The following is a 19611-nucleotide window of genomic DNA, read 5'->3' as shown; positions in this document are numbered from 1 at the left end:
ATAAAGCGCCAGACCTGATAAGATCTGACGCTCTTGAAACCGATCAGCCGAAAGAAGGTTCATTCTCGGCTGATTTTTGTTTGATGAAAGGCGACATGTCCGGCAGATGGGACAGAATCTGCTGAACAGCAGGAGCACACTCCGTATTGACTGAGTAAAAAACCCATGGTCCTTTTCTACGCTCTTTTACCAAACCATGTGTCTTTAGCTTCGCTAAGTGCTGGGAAACAGAGGGTTGGGAAGTTTGCAGAATCTCCACGAGATCACGGACACATAAGGACTTGACCTGCAGGAGCGCCATGATTGTCAGTCGCGTCTTGTCACCAAGGAGCTTGTAAACCTCGGCCAAAAACAGTACCTGCATTAAATCCGTTTCCATACGAACCCACCTTTGCCTTGCTTATCTGTTTCCCAGTATACAATATGTTTGATTCGGTGGGGAAGAGAAGAACAGAAAAGTTCCCAGAATGCTCACTACAAATCGCGCAGTCGCATGGCCTCGACCAGCTTGTCGGCCGTGCGGGCAGCCAGCGCCATTACTGTATTTGTCGGATTGCTGGCACCGGATGTAACAAAGGTAGAAGCACCTGCGATGAAAAGATTGGGAATGTCGTGCGACTGGCCGAATTCATTGACGACCGACGTCGCAGGATCGCGTCCCATGCGGCATCCTCCCATCAAATGGGCTGTATCCGAGACGACATGCTCGGGCACCCCGCCCATCGCTTCCACGATCTCCTTCATCTTCCCGATGGCGTGCCGGTACAGCAGCCGGTCATTTTCCTGATAGCTGAAGGTGACCTTGGCAATCGGCATCCCGTACTCGTCCTTTTCCTCGCTCAGCGTCACGGCATTGTCCGGATGAGGCAGCACTTCCCCTACCAACGTCACCCGCGCGTACAGATTGTAATCGAGCATCGTCTCCCGCAGCTGTTTCCCCCAGAGAAACGAGCCGTCCTCCCGTTCCGCCGAGATCGCCCCTGCCATGGCGACAGGCCTTGCGCCGTGCGCACTCAGCGTGTAGCCGCGGGCAAACCCCCGGTTCCGGTCCGTTTCATAAAAATGCTGGGTCAGCGCGAGCACAGGCGTCCCTTTGTACAGCCGCACTTCTTCCGGGAGGCGTCCGTACACATCGTGGCTGGAGTGCGGCATGATGGCTTTGCCTACCCAGCCGCTGGAGTTGGCGAGCCCGTCCGGAAAACGGGAGTTCGCGGAATTCAGCAGCAGCCGCGGCGTCTCGATGACAAAGCCGGCCAAAATAACGACACGGGCCATCTGCCGGTGCGTCAATCCGTCATGGGTGAAGAGCACGCCGCTCACCCGGTCGCCTGCCGTCAAAATTTCCGTCACCATGCAGTCGGACAAGACTTCCGCCCCTTCCACAATAGCTTTGGGGATGTGGTGAATCAGCCCGCTGTACTTGGCGTTCGGCATGCAGCCCTGATTGCAAAAGCCGCGATTGATGCAGGGCGGCCGGCCGTCAAACGGGGCGGACAGAATCGCCAGCGGGGCCACGACGCTGCCGTACCCGAGCTTCTCGCACGCTTCCCGGAACAGCTGCGAATTGGCGCTGATCGGCTCGCGGACCGGGTACGGGTACGGGCCGTGAAATGCTCCCCACGGAAAATGCGACGGGCCGGAGACGGCAATTTCCCGCTCGATCTTGTCGTAGTACGGAGCCAGGTCCTGATACGTGATCGGCCAGTCCTCGCCCACGCCATCCAACGTCCGGGTACGGAAATCGCTCTCGTGAAAACGGAGGAACACGCCCGTAAAATGGACGGTGCCCCCGCCGACGCCGCGCCCGGAGTTGTTGTGGCCCAGCCGCAGCGGATCTGCCCCCGCTACGATCCGAGTCTGTTGCCAGGCTAGCCTGCGCATGGACAGCTCGTCGCTGGCAAAGTCGCTCTGCGGGTCCCAGAACGGCCCTGCCTCGATGACGACGACCCGCAGCCCCGCCTTCGCCAGCTCATAGGCGAGCACACCCCCGGCCGCTCCGGCACCGACGATGCACACATCGGCCTCGTCCTTGTATTTGCGCTGGTCCAGGCTGCGCGAGCGGTACCCGTCGTAATGGTCGCTGTGATGTGTGACGCGCTCATCCATTGCCATTTACTTTCGCCTCCCATGGATCTGTCAAGCCTTTTTCCACCCGGACGTACCCCCGGGGATAGGCAGGACCGCCGTACCCGATCTCTGACCAGACCAACGGATGCGAGTAGTAAGCCGACACTGTGTCGTGCAGGAGCTGCTTGAAAAAATCTGCGGGCGGGACATCGCCCCACGCCGCCTTGTCTTTGCACTCTCCCAAGGAAACGGCTCGCATGATCGCCTGCTGCCCTTCAGGTTTCAACCCGATAAAACCTGCCCCGTACACCGCATGGCTCTCGGCGTCGATCCCGGCCAGCCCTTGGCGGTACAGCTGTTTTTTCGGCGGGACCCCCTCTTTTCGCTGGGCTTCCCCGATGGGACTGGCTGTAGATTCGTCCAGATGCTGCGTCACGTAGGTCAACACCTCGAGTCGGTGGTCGTCTACGAGCACGCTGACTACCGTCTGCAAGAGCAACGCCTCGGCTTGCGTAAAAAACTGGTGGGAGACTTGCGGGCTGCGGCGGGCACCTACGACCTTTTTCGTATGGGCGTCCCACTTCGTATGCTGCTCCCACACGTCATAGTTTGGGTAGCGGCTTTCTTCTGCCATTTTCCGTCACCCCCAAAACAGGGCGATGAGCCCCAATGCCGCAACTGCCGTCAAGAGCAGCGGCAAAATAATGGGCGGCCCCACCATGAAGTTTTGCCCCTGGGAATACCCGCCTACGCGCTGTCCGACCCCGACGGTATGCAAATAGGCGCCGTATACTCCGCCCGCCATGCCGACTACCATCAAAAAGGCAAACAGCCACCGCAGCCAGCCAGCGTTCATGAACGAAAGGACAATCGCGGTAACCGCAAACAGCGGCAGCTCAATGACCGGCACCCACATCGCCCAGTGACGAAAGTTTTGCCGGGAATGAAACAGTGTAACCTGTATCGCAATCATTGCAAAGGCGAGTCCGGAGAACAAAATGAGGACTCGCTCGATTGGCCAACCATGCCACATGGAAGCTTCCCCCTTTTCAGTGCTGTGCCTATTTTTTCCTTGGGGGATGCTCGTTATGCAATCTTTCGCGTCCGGCGCTCAATCAAACCACTTTAGCGTGACATACAGGCCGATCAGCGTGACCAGCAGAGTAGGGACGGTGAGGATGATCCCTGTACGGAAATATTGTCCCCACGTGATCTTGACGTCCTTTCTGCCCAGGACGTGGAGCCAGAGCAATGTCGCAAGCGAACCGATCGGGGTGATCTTCGGTCCGAGATCGCTGCCGATGACATTGGCGTAGACCATGGCCTCGCGCATGACCCCGTTCGCCTCGGTCGAACCAATCGCGAGCGCGTGGAACATGACCGTGGGCAGATTGTTCATCAGGGAGGAAAGAAGCGCGGAAAGATACCCGGTCCCGATGGTCACACCCAATAGCGAACCGTGGACGATCCACCCGGCCAGCAGCGACTTGACCAGATCTGTCAGTTTGGCATTGTGCAGCCCCCAGACGACCACGTACATGCCGATGGAAAAAATGACGACCACCCACGGCGCTTCCTTGACGATGCGGCGCATCTCGACGGTCGGACTGCTTTTCGCCGCCAGACTGAAGATGAGCGCCGCTCCCGCGATGATGAACGAGACGGGCGTGTGCAAAGATTCGCTTAGAAAGAACCCGGCCAGCAGCAGCGCGAGAATCGGCCAGGCCAGACGGAACAGTCTGGGGTCGCGGATCGCGTCGCGCGGACTTTTCAGCTGCGCCAAATCGATCTGCCCGGGAATGCTTTTGCGAAAGTAAAGAAACAGCATCGCCAGGCTGGCAGCAACGGAAAACAGCGTCGGCAAAACCATCCGGGAGGCGTACTCCGCAAAACCGATCCCAAAGTAATCGGCGGATACGATGTTGACCAGATTGCTGACGACGAACGGCAGAGAGCTGGTGTCCGCGATAAATCCGCTGGCCATGACAAACGCCAGCACTACCTTCGGATCGAGCTGCAGCGCCCGCACTTGCGCCAGCACGATCGGCGTCAATATCAGCGCTGTACCGTCATTGGTAAACAATGCCGAGACGATCGTCCCCAGCAGGATGGTATAGGCAAACATCCACCGCCCGTTTCCTTTTGCCAGCCTTGCCATGTGCAGGGCGGCCCATTCAAAGAACCCGATCTCATCGAGGATGAGCGAGATAATGATAATGCCGACCAGCGCGAAGGTAGCATTCCAGACGATCGCGGTCACTTCCTCTACGTCCGCGAACGTCACGACTCCGGTAACCAACGCCAGGAGCGCTCCCCCCACTGCTGGATAGCCGATCGACAATCCGCGCGGCTGCCAGATCACCAAGGTAAGCGTCGCCAAAAAAATAAGAAATGAGATCCACTCCACTTGCGATTTCTCCTCTATACTCTTCTTTTTGTCCTGTACCCATCTTGTCTGCAATGAAAAAAGAGCAGACTCGAATGAGCCTACTCACCTACCTTACTACAATTCATCATTATCCGAAACGTCCGGTAATGTAATCTTCGGTCCGCTTGTCGCGCGGATTTTGGAAAATGGCGGGCGTCGCGTCATACTCGACCAGCTCGCCGTTCAGGAAAAAGGCGGTCTTGTCGGAAATGCGCGCCGCCTGCTGCATGTTGTGCGTCACGATGACGATCGTGTAGTCGTCCTTCAGTTCCTCCAGCAGCTCTTCGATTTTCGCTGTCGAGATCGGATCGAGAGCCGACGTCGGTTCGTCCATCAACAAAATCATCGGCTGGACAGCCAGGGCACGCGCAATGCACAGACGCTGCTGCTGACCGCCGGACAAGCCTGTCGCCGGCTTTTTCAGCACGTCCTTTACCTCATCCCACAGCGCCGCTGCCCGCAGGCTGTTTTCCACGATCTCGTCCAGCCTGTGGCGGTCGTTTTGGCCGTGCAGCCTTGGTCCGTAAGCAATGTTGTCGTAGATGCTCTTCGGAAACGGATTCGGGTGCTGGAACACCATGCCGATATTTTTGCGCAGCCGCTCTACCTCTACTCCGGAGCTGTAGATGTCTTCGTCGAACACCTTCACGCTCCCCGTGATCTTCGTATGGGCGACCGAGTCGTTCATCCGGTTCAACGTCCGCAAAAAGGTAGATTTCCCGCAACCCGACGGACCGATCAGGGCTGTAATCGAGTGAGCTTCCACATCGAGCTCTATATGGTAGAGGGCCTGCTTGTTACCGTAGAAGAGGTTCAATTCCCGGACTGCAATCACACTCATACGGTCTTATCTCCTTCGCAAATGGCGTCAATAGCGTGCTATCCCCATCATGATAGCTGGCCAATATTGCGGCTGTGTATGGACTTTGTTAAGTTTCCTTTAAGTTTTTCCGCAAAGTTAAGTTCTGGTAAAGGTTGTCGGCAAACCGTATACGCTCTGCTGCTTGCCCTCTACAATAAAAGCTGAACGTTCTGTCATAGAAGGAGAGAGCACTTGATGCGGAGGAAAAACCAGGAAAAAATGACATCTGTTCAGTACCGCTCCATCTTCACGCGGCTGTTCTTCGGCATCCTGTCCATGGTAGTCGGGATGATGGCAATCGCCGCCTTTTTTATCAGCAATCAATCCGAAGCGATGCTCAATGAGAAAGCGAACCAGCAACTGAAGGACGCAGCCAGCTCCGCCATGCAAAAGGCAAGCAGCCGCGTGAGCACCATCGAAACCGCCTTGCAGTCCTTTGGCTGGTCGTACAAAAATAGCAAGCTGACAAACGGCCAGCTGTTCGGCATTTTGTCCGACATCGTCACGGCCAATCCGACCATCTCGGAAATCCAGGTAGCGACTGCGGACGGACGCTATTTGACCTTTCCCGGCTCTCCTCTCGCAGCCGACTACGACCCGCGAAAGACCGACTGGTATGCAGGCGCAATGAAGCAGCAAGGCGCTTACTTTTCCGACGTTTTCCAGTTTTCCCGGACGGAGTTTCCCAAGATCGCCGTCTCCCTGCCTTTGCACGACGAGGACGAGCAGACGGTCGGCGTGGTCGTCGCTTTCGTGTCCGTCCCCAAGCTAAGCGAATTTATCGGGCAGATCAAGCTGGGAGAAACCGGCTACGCCATGATCGTCGACCGCCACGGGAAGCTCATCGCCCATCCGGACAAGGCTTATGCCCTCAAGCGGCCCGCCATGGACCAGTTCCCCATCGTCCGGCACGTGATCGCCGGCCAGAGCGGCTTCGAGCAGGTGAGCTTGAACGGAGTTGATTACTTCGGAGCCTTCCAGTACGATCCGGCATTGGGCTGGGGCATGATCGTCCTCCAGTCGGCTGAGGAAATCAAACGCGATGTCCACTCCCTGCAGCTGACGATTCTGGCGATCTCCGTCGTCGGGGCTGCCGCCCTCGCCGTCCTGCTGTCCATCTTCGTCCGCAAGATCATCCGGCCGCTGCAGGAAGTGCAGAAAAAGCTTTCGGCGTTTAGCGAAGGGCATCTGCACCAGGTCATGCAGGTTCAGACCAACGACGAGCTCCGCCAGCTGGCCGACAGCTTCAACAGCATGAGCGGGCAGATTCGCTCCATCATCGGCAAAATCCAGCACGTCATCGTGGACGTCAAACAGGTGGCGCACCACGTCGGCCAAGGCTCCCGCCATTCCCACGCCATGCAAAACGAGGTCGTCGCCGTGACGGAAAAACTGGCGCAGGAGATGGATCATCAGCAGGTGCAGATCGCGAACATCCACGAGACCATGGCCGACATCACGGAAGAAATGTCCCGCATTACGCACTCGATGGAGACGGCGGGCGAACAAAATCAAAAGTCGCGCAAGCAAAGTGCTATGGCTGCCTCCTCCATCGATGCGCTGACAGCGGACATGCACAAGATTTCGGAGGACATGAAATCCTCGCTCAATGCCATGACGGCGATGAGAGAAAGCATGGCGGACATCCGGGACATTCTCGACCTGATCGCGCAAATCTCCAAACGGACCAAGCTGCTGTCCCTCAATGCGCGTATCGAAGCCTCACGCGCAGGTCAGGCCGGGCGGGGCTTCGGCATCGTCGCCGATGAAATCCGGCTGTTGTCGGAACAATCCGAGGAAGCGACCTCCCGGATCGAACATGTCATCCGCTCGGGAGAACAGCGGATGGAGCGCGTCGCCGATTGTCTGGAGCTGACCGATCACGCGACCGCGAGCGGCATCCGGACGCTCCATCAGGCGACAGACATTTTCCGGCAGACGATCCACATCAGCGAAGCGTTGACGGCGCAGTTCGCTGACATCCGGCAGCTTGCGGCATCCGTTCAGGAGCAAAGCCAAACCATCCAGGAGCGGGTGGACAGCCTCTCCCTTTCCGCACAGGAAGTCGTCAGCGGTACCCAACAGGCGGTCGCGGCCACCCAGGAGAGTCTGTCGCTATCCGAGCAGTTCCTGCACGATTCCGAACGGCTCACCGCTATCATCGAAGATCTGGAGCAGGAAATCAGTTTTTTCCGGACGACAGAGAAGGCATCCGCCTGATCGCAATCTCCGGTCCGTTCGTCCAGGCTCCCTCCCATCCCGCTGCACTGGTGCTGCCCACAGCAACCAAGCAACAGCAAAAAAGGCCGATCGCCCCAAATTTTCGGTGGCGACGGCCCTTCTTTTTCAATTTGCTTTTGCATGGAATCAGCCAAAACGGCCGCTGATGTACGCTTCCGTCTTTTCGTTTGCCGGCGAGGTAAAGATTTTCGACGTCTCATCCATTTCGACCAGCTCTCCCAGCAGGAAGAAGGCGGTCTTTTCGGAAATCCGTGCTGCCTGGTGCAGATTGTGCGTCACGATGACGATCGTGTACTCTTCTTTCAACTGCATGACCAGCTCCTCGATCTTCATGGTCGAAATCGGGTCCAAAGCAGATGCGGGTTCATCCAGGAGCAAAATGGTCGGCTGCATGGCGATCGCCCGGGCGATGCACAGACGTTGCTGCTGACCGCCGGAGAGCGAGAGCGCCGAATCTTTCAGGCGGTCCTTGACCTCGTCCCACAGCGCTGCCTTGCGCAAGCTGGTCTCTACCAGCTCATCGAGTTCGCGCTTGTCGCGCATACCGTGGAAGCGCGGGGCGAACGCGATGTTTTCGTAAATCGACTTGAAAAACGGGTTGGCGCGTTGAAAAACCATCCCGACGACCTGGCGCAGCCCTTCGATGTTGACCTGCTCGCTGTTGATGTCAATGCCGTCCACGACGATCGAGCCAGTGACGCGGCAAGTGGGCACGAGGTCGTTCATCCGGTTCAGGCTGCGCAGCAGCGTAGATTTTCCGCAGCCGGACGGGCCGATGAAAGCCGTCACCGAATGGCGCTCGATATCCAGGTTGATGTTGTGAACGGCGCGCTTCTCCCCGTAATAGACGGACACATCGCGCGCCTGAATGATCGCCTCTTGCATGGTGAGTGGTGACATGCTTTCCCCTCCTTAGTTTGAGCCCGACGTCATCTTTTTGTAGACCCATGTGCCAAACCAGCGGGCCGAGATGTTAAAGAGCAGCACCGCGATAATCAATACAGCGGCTGCCCCGTCGGCGACGTCGCGGGCGTCAGGCGTCAGCCCTTCGCTGTTCACTTTCCAGATGTGCACGGCCAGCGTCTCAGCCGGGCGGAACGGATTGAGCGGAGATGTCGAACTGGCCAGCGACATGTCGGCAAAATTGAGGTTGGGAGACGACATGCCTGCCGTAAAGAGCAGCGCAGCCGCTTCTCCGAATACGCGCCCTGACGCCAGAATCGCTCCCGTGATGATTCCCGGAAGTGCGGCGGGCAGGATGACAGAGACGATCGTCCGCCATTTCGTGATGCCAAGTGCGAGACTCGCTTCCTTTTGGCTGCGCGGCACGTTACGCAGGGCGTCCTCGGTCACGCGAACCAGCAGCGGCAGATTAAACACCGTCAGCGCCAACGCCCCGGAGAGCAAGGAGTATCCCCAGCCCGTCATGTTTACGAAAACGAGCAGGCCGAACAGACCGACGACGATGGACGGCAGGGAAGACAGCACTTCGATGCTCATCCGGATAAACTGGGTGAACCGGTTGTCCGGCGCGTATTCCGCCATGTAAATGCCCGCGCCGATTCCCAGCGGCAGCGAGATCAGCATCGTCAACACCAGCAGGTACAAGGAATTGAATAATTGCGGGCCGATCCCGCCACCCGCCTTGACAATATCGGGCGGAGACGTGAGGAAATCGAGATTCAGCTTGTGCGCCCCCTGCGTCAAAATAAAGCCAAGCAGGCCAAACAGCGTACTGATGATCAGCACCGCGATCAAGGTCAGGACGACTGTGGCGGCGCGATCCATGACTCGTGCTCTCATCTTATTTCACCATCCTTTTTTTGCCGAGAAACCGCAGGATCATGATGAAGACAAAGGACATGACGAGGAGCAGGAGCGCCATAGACCAGAGCGCATTGTTGTACGGAGTGCCTGCAATCGTATTGCCCATGTTCAAAGTAATTCCGCTCGTCAGCGTGCTGATCGGGTCCAGCAAACTCCCCGGGAGCTTCGTGGTGTTCCCGATCACCATCTGCACTGCCAGCGCTTCCCCGAACGCGCGGGCCATCCCCAGAACAATGGCGGTCAGACAGCCAGGGAGAGAGGAGTGCAGCACGACATTCCAGATCGTCTGCCAGCGGGTAGCACCCAAAGCCAGAGAGGCGTTGCGCAAATCTTGCGGGACGGCTTCGATCGCATCGGTGGCTACGCTGGTAATCGTCGGCAAAATCATCAGCGCCAGCACCAGTCCCCCTGCCAGGAGGCTGAAGCCGAGCACCTCAAATTGCTCCCGAATGAACGGTACGAGCAAGGTGAGGCCCACGTATCCGTAGACAACCGAAGGTATGCCGACCAAAAGCTCAATGACCGGCTTCAACACTTTTTTGCCGAAGCCCGGAAAGATTTCCGTCATGAAAATCGCCGCTCCGATCCCCAGCGGCGCCGCGATGAGTGCCGCGAGCGCAGTGACGAGAAACGAGCCAAGAATAAAAGGAAACACGCCGTACTTTGCCGGCTCGCCCTCCGGGTCCCACTTGACCTGCGTCAAAAATTCGCTGATGTCAACCCCGTTCACGAAGAAGGTGGAAAGCCCTTTCGATGCGATAAAATACGTAATCGACAAGACGACAACAACCAGCAAAGCCGCACATACCATCGCCACGGTCCTGCCGGTGAGGTTTTCCACGAGTTGGCGCCGGTTGTACGTCAGCATTTTGCGCGCAACCAGCGACTGACGTTCGCTGTCAGAGGTCTTCCTGTCATTTACGATCTTTTCCTCTACGATAAGCGTTGAGCCTTCGCGGTTCATGATCTCCCTCCCTGAAAAAACATGGTTCTCAGGCAAAGAGAGGGGTAAGTACCCCCCACCCCTCTGTTTCGCTTCTTGTAATACCTATTTACTTCTGAGTGACTTTGCCTGCAGCGTCGCGTTCGACTTTCATTTCGGTAATCGGCAGGAAGCCAAGGTCTGTGACGGTTTTCTTTTGCACCTCGTCAGACAGGATGTAGTCGAGGAAAGCTTTTGCGCTGCCAGTAGGCTCGCCTTTTGTATACATGTGCTCATACGCCCAGACCGGGTATTTGTTCGTCGCGATGTTCTCCGCATTCGCTTCCACGCCATCCAGCTTCAGCGCCTTCACCGAATTATCGAAGTAGGACAGCGCCAGGTAACCGATTGCACCAGGAGTTTCTGCGATAATTTTGCGAACAGTACCGGAGGAGTCTTCCGTGATGCCTTCCGCCTCTTCTTTTCCGTCCAAGGCAAACTTGTTGAACGTTGCGCGCGTGCCGGAAGATTTCGGACGGTTTACCAGCGTGATTTTCATGTCATCGCCGCCAACGTCTTTCCAGTTGGTGATTTTGCCGGTGAAAATGTCGATCAGTTGCTGCTTGGTCAGGTTATCTACTTTGACTTTTGGACTGACGGCTGCTGCCATACCGACGACAGCTACTTTATGGTCATTCAGCTCATTTGCCGGGATTCCTGATTTTTCTTCTGCAAAGATGTCGGAGTTGCCGATTGTAGCGGCGCCGCTTGCTACCTGGCTCAACCCAGTACCGCTGCCTCCGCCTTGCACTTGAATTTGCACACCTTGATTTTTCGCCATGAAATCTTTGGCCGTCTGCTCAACCAGCGGCTGCAACGCGGTCGAACCGACAGCAGTAACTGGCTCACCGGAAGCGGCAAGAGTGGAACCTGCGTTGTTCTGGCCCGCGTCCGAAGCAGGCGTCGAAGTTTGATCGCTAGACTGCTGTTGCGCCGGGGCTGGAGCAGCACTGTTGCTTCCGCAGCCTGCGAGCAATGCCCCTACAAAAGTCAAGGCCATAAACATCTTGCTGAGTTTTTTCATGGAATGAAAATCCTCCTTAACAGGAATCGGTTTGTTTTTTTCTCTCTTACAAGTACAAACTATACAGAGCGAATGTTGTTGTTTTGTGTTGCCATTGTTAAGCTTTTTTTAAGATGAAGGAAAGGCATGTATATGGCGGCATGACGGCTGACCGGAGCCGAAACACATAAAAAAACGGTACAATCTGTTCGAGCAGACTGTACCGCTTTTTTATGTTTCGCCAGGCTGTTGAGTTATTGATCGCGGGTCAGCGGTTCCAGCACTTCCATGTGACCCATGAGCGATTCTACCTTTTTCCCGTCTTCGAGAATGACGATGCGCTCCACTTCCGGGAACTGGAACAGCGTCTTCTTCAAGGCGTCGAGCGCCATCGCTTCGCCGCTCGATCCAAGGTTGTACTGGTTCTTGCTGTCGGCGTCGATCGTCAGCGTGCCTTTGTCAAACGTGACGGAATGGTAGTGGAAGTCGGACCAGAGCGCTGTATGCTCGTCCGCGTCTTTCGGCTTTTCCAACAACTCCAGCGCTTTTTTGTACTTTTCGATGTCTTCCGCATAGGAAATTTCCTGCTCTTCCTTTTGCAGCTCCATCAGGTTGTTGTCGGAATAGTAGACAGACACCGTTTGCCTGGTCAGCTTCGGCTCGTTTGTCGCAGGCGTCTGACTTTCGCCGGGGGACTGCTCTGCCGGAGCGGTTGGCTGTGGCACCGGTGCCGCCTTTTGGCCGCAGCCGGCGACGAGCAGCGTGGCCAGCAAAGCCATCCCTATCATGTGACGACGTTTCATCAAAAGCCCTCCTTACTGGTACGACAAGTAGTATTCCCGGATCGCGGCAACGAGTGCCCGGGCGATCTTGTCCTGGAACGCAGGATCAGTCAGCTTGGCATTCTCGCTCGGGTTGGAGAGGAAACCCGTCTCCGTCAGCACAGCCGGCATCTTCGTGTTTTTGATGACGTAGTAAGCGCTGGACTTGACTCCCCGATCCGTAAACTGCGTTGCGCCCTGCAAATGCTTGTGCACAATCTGGGCAAACGTCTTGCTGTTGGCGTTGTAGTAGAACGTCTCCGTCCCGCCTGCCGTCGGTTTCGGGAAGGAGTTGGCGTGAATGGAAAGGAACAGGTCGGCGTTTTGCTCGTTCGCGATGGCGACGCGCTCTGACAGCTCATAGAAGACGTCTGTCGTGCGGACCGGAACGACCTGGAACTCCTTGTACTGCTTCAGCAGCTCCACGACCTTGTTCGCTACTGCCAGTGTATAATCCTTCTCGTGGTTGCCTGCAGCACCCAGGCTGCCGGGGTCCTTGCCGCCATGTCCGGCGTCCACCACGATCAAATATCCAGTCTTTTGCGGCTTCGCTGTCAGCTTCACTTCGATGCCGTCATCCGTATACGCTACCTGATAATGGCTCTTCTGATTCAGCTCGATGACGACCCGTACGGTGTCAGGCGAGCTGCTGTACTGGCTGTAGCGCAGCGAGGAGATGAGCGGCTTTGCCTCAGGCTCGTCCACCACAGCAGCCGAAACATCCGAAATATCAGGCGGTTCTGCTGATTGCTCCGACGACTCGTCGCTTTGCTCGTCTTCCGAAAGCGTCAGGTCGGACACGCTTGCTTCCGCTGCACCGACGATCACGATGCCGTCCGTGCTCTCGCGGCTCAAACGGGCGAGTTTGTCGTCCAGTCTGGTCTGCGGCAGGTCCAGCACGATCCGGTTGGGGTTGTCCAGTACGAGCGTTTCTGCCCGGACCGGCATCGCCGTCTCGATCCGCACCACGTCTCCATCCTGGGACACATCGCTCAGACGGTTGCGACGCTCAATTTCCAACACATTCTTTTTCGGGTTCCAGTCGAAAGAGCCTCCCAGCTCTTTTTCCAGCTGCGCCACAGGGAGCGCGAGTTTGTCGTCAATGGTCTTGCCAAGCTCCGGCCGGTTCCATTGGTACCCTTTCAGCCCGAGCTGGTCTGCGACGGACTGCGCAGAAACGTATGCCGTGTCACCTACCTGGTACAGGGTGATCGCTTGCGCCGGGTTGCGGCCGTTCAGTTCGACCTGCGGGGTTTCATTGGCAATGACCGTGCGCGTGGTATTGTCCCAGCCTACGGTAACTCCCAGTGACTCTCCTACAAACCGCAGCGGCAGCAGCATCCGCTGTTTGGAAATGACAGGTGCCGTATCCAGCTTCACCTGTTTGCCGTTTACTTTGGCCAGCGTGGAGTCGAGCGTGAGGGAGAGTTGCTCGCTTCCCCTCGTGATGGTGGCTGTCCGCGCCGCTTCGTTCCAGTCCACATCCGCGCCCAGCCCTTCGGCAATGACGCGAACCGGCACGAGAGTCCGGCCGTTTTGAATCACAGGCGGAACTTCCGGAGAAACAGCTTGTCCACCGATCATGAGGTTGACGGGTTCCTCATCGGCACTGCTCGCCGCCGCCCACCCCGGAATGCACAGCAGGGCAAACAGGGAGAGCAGCAGAGGGTACAATCGTCTTTTCATCCTGACCTCCTCCGTGATGTCTGTCTGGTTTTGTTCAGTTGGCTTCAGCATTCGAGCAACGCTCACCATTCTATTAGACGCTAATTGATCTGTAAAGTTTATAGGAGAATGGAACCAAAAAACGTCACAAAATGCGAAAGACCGCCCCGACTCGACAGCGAGACAGTCTTTCCCTTCAGCGAAACCATCCGCGACGTTCTCTGCGGCTGACCGTTTCCACCTGATTGCCCGACAGCATGTTCAATCCGCCGTTCGCCAAAAACTGCTGGATCAAGGACAACACGGCGGGATTGGAGAGGACTTTGATCGATTCCGCCACTTTCGGATTTTTTAATTGCGGAAATGCGCTGCTCAAATGCGGCAGCAGAGGCAGCAAATCCTCCAGGGCAAAGGCAGGCTTCGGTTTTTCCACTTCTTTGGGAGCGGGCGGCCGACGCGGCCCGAACAGGATGCTGCCGCGCCGCTGCCCTCCCCCAGAACGCGCATTCATCTTGACCAGCGCGTTTTTCATCTCCTGCAGCTCCTGGCGCACATGATTAATCTCGCGCATCAATTGCTCGTTGCTGCTGTTTTGCTCCTGCGCGAGCTTGTTCATCGTCTCAAGCAGATGGTGTTGGGAGACGGCCAGCTTATGCCCTTTTTTCGTCTTGACTGAGATAGTCCCACCTCCCTCCTCGTTTTCGGGCCATTATTTGAAGCGTTTCTTCAAATTGTTCAGTTCCTTCGCGTCAAAGCCCTTTTTCGACAGCTTGCTGATCAGGCTCCCTACATTTTCAGTCCTCGCCATGGTACGGAACTGGGCGACATAGTTGTTCAATTCTTGCTCGGTAAAGTTCTTGCCCGACTTCTTGCCCAAGTCGCGAATGACTTCTTTCAGGCCGGCGTCCGTTTTCAGCTTTTCCTTGGGAATCGACCTGACAAAGTTAAGCAGTTTTCCTAAGTCCATCACGAATCCCCCCGCATGACAAGTTTGTTCCTTTTCACTCTATGTCAGGAGCCTTCGGATGGATTGGTCATCTGTCCATAAACGGGGAAAAAAAGAAGAGAGGCGGCTTTGCGCCACCCCTCTCCTGCATGAGTCATTCTTATTCCGCTTTGTCAGCGTATTTGTAGTCGACAGAGCCCAGACCGTCGATGACAACACCGGTAACCTTGTCGCTTTGTACCCAGGAATCGGTGTAGAAGTAGATTGGCATGATCGGCATTTCATCCATCAGGATTTGTTCTGCCTGTGCCAGGATTGCTTTACGCTTCTCTGGATCTTTTTCCAGAGCGGATTGGTTCAAGAGCTCTTTGTACTTCGGATTTTCCCAGTTGGTGTCGTTGTTTCCGCCTTTTTTGTCCTTGTACAGCTCCAGGAAGTTGATTGGGTCGTTGAAGTCACCCAGCCAGCCCATGCGGCCGATTTGGAAGTTGCCTTGGTGCAAGTCTTCCAGATAAACTTTCCACTCTTTGTTTTCGAGCTTCACGTCTACGCCCAGGTTTTTCTTCCATTGGTCCTGGATCGCTTCGGCAATCTTTTTGTGCGCTTCGGAAGTGTTGTAGGACAGGGTGATCGGAGGCAGTTTGGTGAGGCCTTCCTCTTTCATCCCTTCTTCCAGCAGCTTTTTCGCTGTTTCGATATCGTTGTCCTTGAAGTAGCCGTCTTGTTTCAGCGCCATGGACGGCGGTACTGCGCCTGTCGCTGGCAACTGACCGGATTGCAGAACGTTGTCGATCAAGGATTGACGGTCAATTGCATACGTAAACGCTTTACGGATTTTCACGTTGTTGAACGGAGCTTTTTCCGTATTGAATTTGTACCAGTAAGTACCCGCGATCGGCTGTGTTTTCATTTTGCCGGAGTCTTTCAGTGCCGGGATGGCGTCTGTCGGAAGCGAGCTTGTAGGTGCACCAGCCCAGTCGAGTTCGCCGTTGTCAAACATGGACAGCTCGGTGTTCTCGTCTTCTACCATGGAGAATTCGATTTTGTCCAGTTTTACGTTGTCTTTATCCCAGTAGTTTTCGTTTTTCGCCAGAACGAGCTTGCTTTTGTGCTCCCAGGATTCCAGCTTGAACGGACCGTTCCCTACGTGGGTAGAAGCGTCGATTGCCCATTTTTCGTTGGCTTCGACGACTTTCTTGTTTACCGGATAGTAAGTGTAGAACGCAGTCAGCTCGGTGAAGAACGGTGTCGGGTTCTCCAGGGTTACTTCCAGCGTTTTGTCGTCCAGCGCTTTTACGCCCACGTCATCTACTTTTGCTTTCCCCTTGTTGAATGCTTCCCCGTTCTTGATGTAGTACAACTGGTACGCGTAGTTGGAAGCCGTTTTCGGGTCCAGGGCGCGTTTCCAGGCGAATTCAAAATCTTTCGCCGTTACCGGGTCGCCGTTGCTCCATTTGGCGTCGCGCAGTTTAAATGTATACGTTTTGCCGTCCTCGGAAACGGTGTAGCTTTCCGCTGCAGCTTCGTGTACTTTACCGTCTTCTCCTGTACGAGTCAAACCTTCAAAAGCTGCACGCACGATGGTACCGGAAGTGGAGTCTTCTGCGATTCCAGGGTCAGCTGTCGGCGGCTCGGAGTGCAGGTTCACTTTCAGAATTTTTGGACCTGACTTCGTTGCTTCTTGCGCAGGAGCGCTTGCTTGGCCGTTGTCTGCGGGCTTCGCTGCGTCATTGCTGCCGCAACCAGCCAGCGCTGCACCAAGTACGAGGATGGAACTCATTGCTACGAAAACATTTTTTTTCATGCCATTTATCCCCCTTTTCTAAATCTTTTATCAATAATACATCCTGTTACATTGTTTTTGAACATGTTTTAGAATTATTTAATAAATTTTTATTTATTCATAAAAATAATTAATCAAAAATAAAATTTTATTTATCGCGAGAAATTTGTAGCGCGACCTGCATCTCCTCCAGCAAAATCTTGCTTACCCGTTCAGACAAAGTATTCCTCACGCCTAGAAAAATATGCGGTCGTCCCGAGAAGCGCGGACCAGCTCGTCGACTAATGTTCGGATTTTGCGCCGGCAAGATTCCTGTCAAACAAGCCGTTGGCAAAAAATAAACCCAACCAGCCCCGCAAGGCCAGTTGGGTATTTGCTGCCGTTCCGCTTCGTGATTCTTAGAATGCCGGAACGATTGCGCCTTTGTATTGTTCTTCGATGAACTTCTTCACTTCTGGAGAGGTCAGCTCTTTTGCCAGTTTTTGCATCGCTTCGGAGTCTTTGTTGTCCGGGCGTGCTACCAGGTAGTTCGCGTACGGAGATTCTTTGTCTTCGAGAATCAGCGCGTCCGTGGTTGGAACGAGTTTTGCTTCCAGCGCGTAGTTCGTGTTGATCAGTGCCAGGTCTACTTCTTCCAATACGCGTGGCAGCATGGCTGCTTCTACTTCTTTGAACTTCAGGTTTTTCTTGTTTTCCACGATGTCTTTGACCGTACCGCTGATGCCTACGCCGTCTTTCAGTTTGATTACGCCGTTTTTCTCCAGCAGAGCCAGAGCGCGCCCGTTGTTGGTCGGGTCGTTTGGCAGAGCGACCGTCGCGCCGTCAGCCAACTCGTCAATTTTCTTGATTTTTTTGGAGTACCCGCCGAATGGTTCGATGTGTACAGCTACAACCGGTTGCAGATCCATGTTTTGGTCTTTGTTGAATTGCTCAAGGTATGGTTTGTGCTGGAAGAAGTTCGCGTCCAGCTGTTTTTCGTTGAGCTGCATGTTTGGCTGCACGTAGTCGGTGAATTCCTTGATCTCCAGGTTCACGCCTTGTTCTTTCAGCTTCGGCTGGATGAATTTCAGAATTTCAGCGTGCGGCACAGGAGTTGCGCCGACCTTCAAGGTCACTTCTTGTCCCTGGGAGCCTTGGGCACCGCCCTCAGCAGGTGCCGGAGCCGCTTCCTGTTTGCTGCCGCAAGCGGCCAGCGAGAATGCCAATACCGTAGACAGTACAGATACTACTAGCTTTTTCATGGAAAAATCCCCCTTCTCCTCTATGCATGTTTTTGGTTGTTGAAACATCTATGGAAAGATCTCACTTGCGGCTGAATTTCAAAACCAGCCGATCCCCAAGGGTCTGCAAGATCTGCACCAACACGAGCAAAATGATGACCGTGACAATCATGACATCGGTCTGGAAGCGTTGATAGCCGTAGCGAATCGCCAGGTCACCCAAACCGCCCCCGCCGATCACCCCGGACATCGCGGTGTACGAGACGAGTGTCACCGTAGTGATGGTAATGGCTGCGATCAGGCCGGAGCGCGCTTCCGGCAAAAGGACGTTCCAGACGATTTGCCAATTGGAGGCGCCCATCGACTGTGCCGCCTCGATCACGCCCCGATCGACTTCGCGCAGCGAGGTCTCCACCAGACGGGCGAAGAATGGCGCTGCCCCGATGACCAGCGGCGGAATCGCCCCGAGCACCCCAAGGGAAGTCCCTACGATCAATTTCGTAAACGGAATGAGCAGGATCATCAAAATGATGAACGGTACGGAACGCAAGACGTTGACCACGACCGAAGCTGCCGAGTAAAATGCGCGGTTTTCCAAAAGCTGTCCTCGCGATGTGAGGAACAGGATGATCCCCACAGGCAGACCGATCAACACGGCAAACAGTGTCGAGAAGCCCAGCATCGTTAGTGTGGCCAATGTGCCATCGACAATTTCAGACCAGTCTACATTTTCCAATGCCATCTAAATCACCTCCACTTCGAGACCGCGCTGGCGCAGCGTCTCGATGGCCCGCCGGCTCTGCGCATCATCGCCTTCCAGCTCGACGACCAGCTGGCCGTACGGCGTGTCCTTCATGCGAGAGATGGTTCCTTGCAAGATGCTGAACACGGTGCCTGTCTCCTGCATCGTCTGGAACAAAATCGGCTGGTACGTCTGCTCGCCAAGGAAGGTGACGCGGGCGATCGTCCGCTTGCCGGATGCTTTCTCATGGGCAACGGCTTCGCGCAGCTCCGCAGAGTCTGCTACCTGCTCCACAAATTCCTGTGTGGTCGGGTGCTTCGGCTTGAGGAACACTTCCAGCACATTGCCCGACTCGACGATGCGTCCCCCGTCGATGACGCCGACGCGGTCGCAGATGGAGCGGATCACATGCATCTCGTGGGTGATCAAAACGATGGTCAAGCCCAGCTTGCGATTAATATCCAATAGCAGCGCCAGAATGGAATTGGTCGTCTGCGGGTCGAGTGCCGAAGTAGCCTCGTCGCACAGCAGCACCTTCGGGTCGTTCGCCAACGCGCGGGCGATCCCGACGCGCTGTTTCTGACCGCCAGACAGCTGGGCAGGATACTTGTCCCGATGCGCTTCCAGTCCCACCAGCTTCAGCAGCTCGTCCACCTTTTTGCGGATTTCGTCTTTGGGGCGCTTCGCCAGCTTGAGCGGAAACGCCACATTGTCGCCTACCGTGGCGGAGGACAGCAAGTTAAAGTGCTGAAAAATCATCCCGACGTGGCGGCGTTGTTCCTGCAGCTTTTGATCGTCCAGGGAAGTCAGGTCCACCCCGTCGACGATGACCTGTCCGGAAGTCGGCCGCTCCAGCAGGTTGATGCAGCGGATCAGCGTACTTTTTCCTGCCCCGGAATGCCCGATGATCCCGAAAATTTCTCCCTTTTCTATCGTCAGATCAATTCCGTGCAGCGCAGGAATCGTCTTTCCTTGTACCTGATAGCTTTTTTGCAGATTGCGCAATTGAATCAACGAGTCCACC

General features: G+C 55.6%; 19 protein-coding genes. 1 reads left to right on the top strand and 18 read right to left on the bottom strand.

Annotated elements, in window-relative coordinates:
• Positions 1-43: 43 nt before the first annotated feature.
• From ACFSO0_RS06475 to pstB (ACFSO0_RS06450), 6 genes are all read right to left on the bottom strand, one after another.
• A complete protein-coding gene (locus ACFSO0_RS06475; RefSeq protein ID WP_376877999.1) occupies positions 44-379 on the bottom strand; it encodes an ArsR/SmtB family transcription factor in 336 nt (111 codons plus the stop codon).
• 95 nt (positions 380-474) lie between these two features.
• The gene (locus tag ACFSO0_RS06470; RefSeq protein ID WP_376878105.1) at positions 475-2106 is read right to left on the bottom strand and encodes a GMC family oxidoreductase; all 1632 of its coding nucleotides are present in this window, start codon (positions 2104-2106) and stop codon (positions 475-477) included.
• Positions 2099-2701 (bottom strand): gluconate 2-dehydrogenase subunit 3 family protein, encoded by a 603-nt coding sequence (locus tag ACFSO0_RS06465; protein ID WP_376877996.1) that lies wholly within the window; start codon positions 2699-2701, stop codon positions 2099-2101. Before ACFSO0_RS06465 ends, ACFSO0_RS06470 begins: the two co-directional genes overlap by 8 nt.
• A gap of 6 nt (positions 2702-2707) precedes the next feature.
• Positions 2708-3100: a hypothetical protein gene (locus ACFSO0_RS06460; protein WP_376877993.1), complete on the bottom strand. Its 393-nt coding sequence runs from the start codon at positions 3098-3100 to the stop codon at positions 2708-2710.
• A gap of 78 nt (positions 3101-3178) precedes the next feature.
• A complete protein-coding gene (locus tag ACFSO0_RS06455; RefSeq protein WP_376877990.1) occupies positions 3179-4474 on the bottom strand; it encodes an arsenic transporter in 1296 nt (431 codons plus the stop codon).
• A 109-nt stretch (positions 4475-4583) separates the two neighbouring features.
• Entirely contained in the window at positions 4584-5336 is a 753-nt protein-coding gene (gene pstB, locus ACFSO0_RS06450) for a phosphate ABC transporter ATP-binding protein PstB (RefSeq protein ID WP_376877987.1), read from the bottom strand.
• Positions 5337-5552: 216 nt separating this feature from the next.
• Between pstB (ACFSO0_RS06450) and ACFSO0_RS06445 the strand changes: the two genes are divergently transcribed.
• Entirely contained in the window at positions 5553-7577 is a 2025-nt protein-coding gene (locus ACFSO0_RS06445; RefSeq protein ID WP_376877984.1) for a methyl-accepting chemotaxis protein, read from the top strand.
• A gap of 147 nt (positions 7578-7724) precedes the next feature.
• Here the strand turns inward: ACFSO0_RS06445 and pstB (ACFSO0_RS06440) are convergent, their stop codons facing one another.
• The 12 genes from pstB (ACFSO0_RS06440) to ACFSO0_RS06385 form a co-directional block, all read right to left on the bottom strand.
• On the bottom strand, positions 7725-8498 hold the full coding sequence (gene pstB / locus ACFSO0_RS06440) for a phosphate ABC transporter ATP-binding protein PstB (protein WP_376877981.1): 774 nt from the start codon (positions 8496-8498) through the stop codon (positions 7725-7727).
• A 12-nt stretch (positions 8499-8510) separates the two neighbouring features.
• Positions 8511-9401 (bottom strand): phosphate ABC transporter permease PstA, encoded by an 891-nt coding sequence (pstA, locus tag ACFSO0_RS06435; RefSeq protein ID WP_376877978.1) that lies wholly within the window; start codon positions 9399-9401, stop codon positions 8511-8513.
• 1 nt (position 9402) lies between these two features.
• A complete protein-coding gene (pstC, locus tag ACFSO0_RS06430; protein WP_376878102.1) occupies positions 9403-10293 on the bottom strand; it encodes a phosphate ABC transporter permease subunit PstC in 891 nt (296 codons plus the stop codon).
• A gap of 184 nt (positions 10294-10477) precedes the next feature.
• A complete protein-coding gene (locus ACFSO0_RS06425) occupies positions 10478-11431 on the bottom strand; it encodes a phosphate ABC transporter substrate-binding protein (protein ID WP_376877975.1) in 954 nt (317 codons plus the stop codon).
• A 233-nt stretch (positions 11432-11664) separates the two neighbouring features.
• Positions 11665-12213 (bottom strand): GerMN domain-containing protein, encoded by a 549-nt coding sequence (locus ACFSO0_RS06420; protein ID WP_376877972.1) that lies wholly within the window; start codon positions 12211-12213, stop codon positions 11665-11667.
• Between the two features lie 12 nt (positions 12214-12225).
• Positions 12226-13917 carry an N-acetylmuramoyl-L-alanine amidase gene (locus tag ACFSO0_RS06415; protein WP_376877969.1) on the bottom strand — a complete coding sequence of 564 codons (1692 nt, stop codon included), beginning with the start codon at positions 13915-13917 and terminating at the stop codon, positions 12226-12228.
• A gap of 175 nt (positions 13918-14092) precedes the next feature.
• Positions 14093-14512, bottom strand: coding sequence for a hypothetical protein (locus tag ACFSO0_RS06410; protein WP_376877966.1), 420 nt, complete (start codon positions 14510-14512; stop codon positions 14093-14095).
• A gap of 93 nt (positions 14513-14605) precedes the next feature.
• Positions 14606-14863, bottom strand: a complete 258-nt coding sequence (locus tag ACFSO0_RS06405; RefSeq protein ID WP_376877963.1) for a hypothetical protein — start codon at positions 14861-14863, stop codon at positions 14606-14608.
• Between the two features lie 139 nt (positions 14864-15002).
• On the bottom strand, positions 15003-16646 hold the full coding sequence (locus tag ACFSO0_RS06400) for a peptide ABC transporter substrate-binding protein (RefSeq protein WP_376877960.1): 1644 nt from the start codon (positions 16644-16646) through the stop codon (positions 15003-15005).
• A gap of 377 nt (positions 16647-17023) precedes the next feature.
• Positions 17024-17866: a MetQ/NlpA family ABC transporter substrate-binding protein gene (locus ACFSO0_RS06395; protein ID WP_376877957.1), complete on the bottom strand. Its 843-nt coding sequence runs from the start codon at positions 17864-17866 to the stop codon at positions 17024-17026.
• A 61-nt stretch (positions 17867-17927) separates the two neighbouring features.
• The gene (locus ACFSO0_RS06390; protein ID WP_376877954.1) at positions 17928-18587 is read right to left on the bottom strand and encodes a methionine ABC transporter permease; all 660 of its coding nucleotides are present in this window, start codon (positions 18585-18587) and stop codon (positions 17928-17930) included.
• Entirely contained in the window at positions 18588-19601 is a 1014-nt protein-coding gene (locus ACFSO0_RS06385) for a methionine ABC transporter ATP-binding protein (RefSeq protein ID WP_376877951.1), read from the bottom strand.
• Positions 19602-19611 lie beyond the last annotated feature (10 nt).

Source organism: Brevibacillus sp. GCM10020057 (assembly GCF_042683565.1).
Classification (GTDB): Bacteria; Bacillota; Bacilli; order Brevibacillales; family Brevibacillaceae; genus Brevibacillus.
This window is presented reverse-complemented; position numbering and strand designations above follow the sequence as displayed.

Excerpts from the sequence above, each read along its gene's own strand:
- ACFSO0_RS06475 (WP_376877999.1), bottom strand. The coding sequence starts at position 379 with ATGGAAACGGATTTAATGCAGGTACTGTTTTTGGCCGAGGTTTACAAG.
- ACFSO0_RS06470 (WP_376878105.1), bottom strand. The coding sequence starts at position 2,106 with ATGGATGAGCGCGTCACACATCACAGCGACCATTACGACGGGTACCGC.
- ACFSO0_RS06465 (WP_376877996.1), bottom strand. The coding sequence starts at position 2,701 with ATGGCAGAAGAAAGCCGCTACCCAAACTATGACGTGTGGGAGCAGCAT.
- ACFSO0_RS06460 (WP_376877993.1), bottom strand. The coding sequence starts at position 3,100 with ATGTGGCATGGTTGGCCAATCGAGCGAGTCCTCATTTTGTTCTCCGGA.
- pstB (WP_376877987.1), bottom strand. The coding sequence starts at position 5,336 with ATGAGTGTGATTGCAGTCCGGGAATTGAACCTCTTCTACGGTAACAAG.
- ACFSO0_RS06445 (WP_376877984.1), top strand. The coding sequence starts at position 5,553 with ATGCGGAGGAAAAACCAGGAAAAAATGACATCTGTTCAGTACCGCTCC.
- pstB (WP_376877981.1), bottom strand. The coding sequence starts at position 8,498 with ATGTCACCACTCACCATGCAAGAGGCGATCATTCAGGCGCGCGATGTG.
- pstA (WP_376877978.1), bottom strand. The coding sequence starts at position 9,401 with ATGAGAGCACGAGTCATGGATCGCGCCGCCACAGTCGTCCTGACCTTG.
- pstC (WP_376878102.1), bottom strand. The coding sequence starts at position 10,293 with ATGCTGACGTACAACCGGCGCCAACTCGTGGAAAACCTCACCGGCAGG.
- ACFSO0_RS06425 (WP_376877975.1), bottom strand. The coding sequence starts at position 11,431 with ATGAAAAAACTCAGCAAGATGTTTATGGCCTTGACTTTTGTAGGGGCA.
- ACFSO0_RS06420 (WP_376877972.1), bottom strand. The coding sequence starts at position 12,213 with ATGAAACGTCGTCACATGATAGGGATGGCTTTGCTGGCCACGCTGCTC.
- ACFSO0_RS06415 (WP_376877969.1), bottom strand. The coding sequence starts at position 13,917 with ATGAAAAGACGATTGTACCCTCTGCTGCTCTCCCTGTTTGCCCTGCTG.
- ACFSO0_RS06410 (WP_376877966.1), bottom strand. The coding sequence starts at position 14,512 with ATGAACAAGCTCGCGCAGGAGCAAAACAGCAGCAACGAGCAATTGATG.
- ACFSO0_RS06405 (WP_376877963.1), bottom strand. The coding sequence starts at position 14,863 with ATGGACTTAGGAAAACTGCTTAACTTTGTCAGGTCGATTCCCAAGGAA.
- ACFSO0_RS06400 (WP_376877960.1), bottom strand. The coding sequence starts at position 16,646 with ATGAAAAAAAATGTTTTCGTAGCAATGAGTTCCATCCTCGTACTTGGT.
- ACFSO0_RS06395 (WP_376877957.1), bottom strand. The coding sequence starts at position 17,866 with ATGAAAAAGCTAGTAGTATCTGTACTGTCTACGGTATTGGCATTCTCG.
- ACFSO0_RS06390 (WP_376877954.1), bottom strand. The coding sequence starts at position 18,587 with ATGGCATTGGAAAATGTAGACTGGTCTGAAATTGTCGATGGCACATTG.